This window comes from Methanospirillum sp., assembly GCF_035560735.1.
Lineage (GTDB): Archaea > Halobacteriota > Methanomicrobia > Methanomicrobiales > Methanospirillaceae > Methanospirillum.
Genome location: NZ_DATMYY010000369.1, coordinates 1 through 3,064 on the forward strand (window position 1 = coordinate 1; position 3,064 = coordinate 3,064).

2 protein-coding genes are annotated in these 3,064 nt (G+C 46.6%); one reads left to right on the forward strand and one right to left on the reverse strand.

What is annotated here, in order from left to right; genetic code table 11:
• The first annotated feature begins 118 nt into the window (after positions 1–118).
• Positions 119–2,185: an acetate--CoA ligase family protein gene (locus VN429_RS10920; RefSeq protein WP_325633217.1), complete on the forward strand. Its 2,067-nt coding sequence runs from the start codon at positions 119–121 to the stop codon at positions 2,183–2,185.
• Positions 2,186–2,280: 95 nt separating this feature from the next.
• On the opposite strand, the gene VN429_RS10925 is transcribed toward VN429_RS10920, so the two are convergent.
• On the reverse strand, positions 2,281–3,064 hold a 784-nt coding region (locus tag VN429_RS10925; protein ID WP_325633219.1), incomplete at its 5' end, for a tetratricopeptide repeat protein.

Sequence of the window (3,064 nt, forward strand, 5' to 3'; positions counted from 1 at the left end):
GTTTATATGGAATGGTGGTTTACAAAATAGGTAAGAAAGTGACGAAGTTAACTTCGTCATTTGTAGAACTTTGCTGTTTCAAAAAGACGGTAGAGTTCTGATGATATGAGGTTGATTCATGGCAGAATGGATGCTCAGTGAGTCTGAGGGGTACGATCTCCTCAACAAGTATGGAATTCCGACCCCCAAGTACAGGATAGTAACCCGTGCCGAGGATGCTGGAGAGGCTGCAGAGGCCATCGGCTTTCCGGTAGTAATGAAGATCATCTCACCACAGATCATTCACAAGAGTGATGCAGGTGGAGTTATTGTCGGAGTCGGTACCAAGGAAGCAGCCCAGTCGGCCTTTAACCAGATCGTTTCAGGTGCCAGGGCATATAATCCCCAGGCAGAGATCACCGGTGTAATCGTTGAGAATCAGGCTTTTCCGGGTCTTGAACTTATCATAGGAGGAAAAACTGATCCGACGTTTGGGAAAGTTATCACCTTTGGTGTCGGTGGAACCCTTGTCGAACTGATGAAGGATGTAACACTTCGGATTCTTCCAATCGATGAACAGGAGATCAGGGAGATGGTCAAGGAGATCAACTCATATCCGCTCATCACCGGATACCGTGGCTCCAAACCAAAAGACGAAGAGGTTCTCATCCAGATCATCAAGAACATCTGCAAGATGTTCCTTGACCAGACCGAACTTCGTGAGTTTGATGTCAACCCGATCAGACTTTATGATTCAGGTGCCTGTGCAGTTGATGCACGTGTCATCATGGATGACAACATCCAGATGCTCGAGAGCGACACCAGGATGGAAGTCCCGATTGATTACTTCAAACCAAAATCCGTGGCTGTGATCGGGGCATCAGATGAGAAGAGTAAGATGGGGTATGCAGTTATGCACAACCTTCTGCACTTCCCGGGAAAGGTCTACCCTATCAACAACAAACGAGATTCGATCCAGGGTCTTCAGGCATTTCCAACCATCCTTGATGTCCCGGAAGAAACAGTAGATCTCGCGGTCATCACTGTTCCTGCCAGGCACGTTCCAGGGGTCATGGAAGAGTGCGGTAAGAAAGGCGTGAAAATCGCTGTTGTGATAACAGCCGGTTTCAAGGAGATGAGCGAGGAAGGTCATATGCTTGAGGACCGGATTGTTCAGATCGCTCACAAGTATGGGACCAGGATCGTTGGCCCGAACTGCCTTGGCCTCATCATTCCGCCGATCGGTCTCGATACCACATATGTATCTCAGTCACCAAACCCGGGCAATATTGCATTCATCTCTCAGAGTGGTGCAATCGTCAACACAGTGGTTGACTTCTCCCTGACCAAGGATATTGGCTTTTCGATGGTAGTTTCTGTCGGAAATCAGGCAGACCTGAACTTCTTTGATTACCTTCGGGCTGCAGCAGCAGATCCAAGCACTGATGTCATCATCACCTACATTGAGCAGATCAAGAACGGTAAGGCCTTCATGGAGGTCGTCAGTGAAGTCACCAGACATAAGCCGGTTGTTGCCCTGAAGGCAGGATCATCTGCACGTGGTCAGGCAGCAGCTGCATCACACACTGGATCGCTCTCTGGATCTTATGATGTATACATGGAAGCATTCAGAAAATCCGGAGTGTTAGTTGTCCACACCCTTACCGGAGCATTCCATGCAGCAGAGATGTTGTCACATCCAAAACGGTATCCAAAAGGCCGCAGAGCAATTGTGGTTACCAATGCCGGAGGATTCGCGGTGCTCTCTTCGGATTACGCCGAGAGGTATGGAATCAAACTCATTGATCTGCCAGACTATCTGATCAAAGAGATGAATGAGTTCCTCCCGGAGTTTTGGAATAAGGGCAACCCAATCGACCTACTTGGTGATGCAAGTGAGGAGCGGTTCAGGAAAACCTTTGAAGTTCTGGCAAAGAATGATGCACTCTGGGATATGTGTTTCATCATCGGATTCCCAAATAATATCTTAAGTTCAGAGCAGATGGCAAATCAGATTCTGAAATTCTCAAGTTCAACAGACAAGAGACTCATTCCCACATTACTTGGTGGTGAGTCCATGAACAGGGGCCGTAAGATTCTTCATGCCCACAACATCCCAAGCTTTGAAGAACTTGACTTCACCTACCGGGTCGTCGGCAGACTTCTCTGGCAGATGTATCGTGTCAAGGCCCAGGGTCTGTATTAACCCTCTTTTTTTTGATACCTCTGCAACACAGTGCGTTGCATACCTCACCCGCGATGATTAAAATTTTTGAAAAGAGATAAATTCTCTTGAAAGATTTATCTGAACTTAATCTTTCCGGACCGGATAGAAAAGACCAGAAGAAGACTCAGGCCCAGGCCGAAGATCGGAAAGGGTGTATGTTTGGTCATGGGATTTGATAACTGTGGATTGAGAGAGATTGATTTTTCGTACATTTCGCCAGCTTCATCGGTTTTACCAAGACCTCTTAATGCATCACCTTTCGCATGCCAGGAATTTGCATCAGAAGGATCTTTCAGGATGGCACGATCAAGAGCATCTACTGCTGCCTGATACATCCCGTGTTCATAATACGTTAATCCCTTCACTGACCATTGTTTGCTGGTCAGGGAGTCATTATCAGATGACTTATTAAAAGCAACCTGCGCTGACTCATTCTGCCCCATCTTTTCAAGGACTTTTCCTTTGTTGAACCAGGCCTCTGCAAATTTGGGATTCAGTTCTACTGCTTTGTCAAAAGCCTTCAATGCATCATCGTATTTCCCGAGTTCAGATAGTGAACGGCCCTGGTTGTTATACACACTGATAAACTGTGAATCCAGGGCTAGGGCCTTATCATATGCCTCAAGTGCTTCGTCATACCGCCTGAGATAAAACAGTGAAACGCCCTTTCCATTCCATGCCTGTGCATATGAAGGGTCAAGTTCTGCAGATTTTGAATACGCATCAAGCGCTTCCTGATACTTTCCTGCTGATACAAAATTATTTCCATCTGTGTCAAGGTTGATGGCTGTCTTGTCAGCATGCACAACAATACTGGAGCAGGCCAGAATGAGAAGGATCAATAACAATGAATTGTAC

Excerpts from the sequence above, each read along its gene's own strand:
- VN429_RS10920 (WP_325633217.1), top strand. The coding sequence starts at position 119 with ATGGCAGAATGGATGCTCAGTGAGTCTGAGGGGTACGATCTCCTCAAC.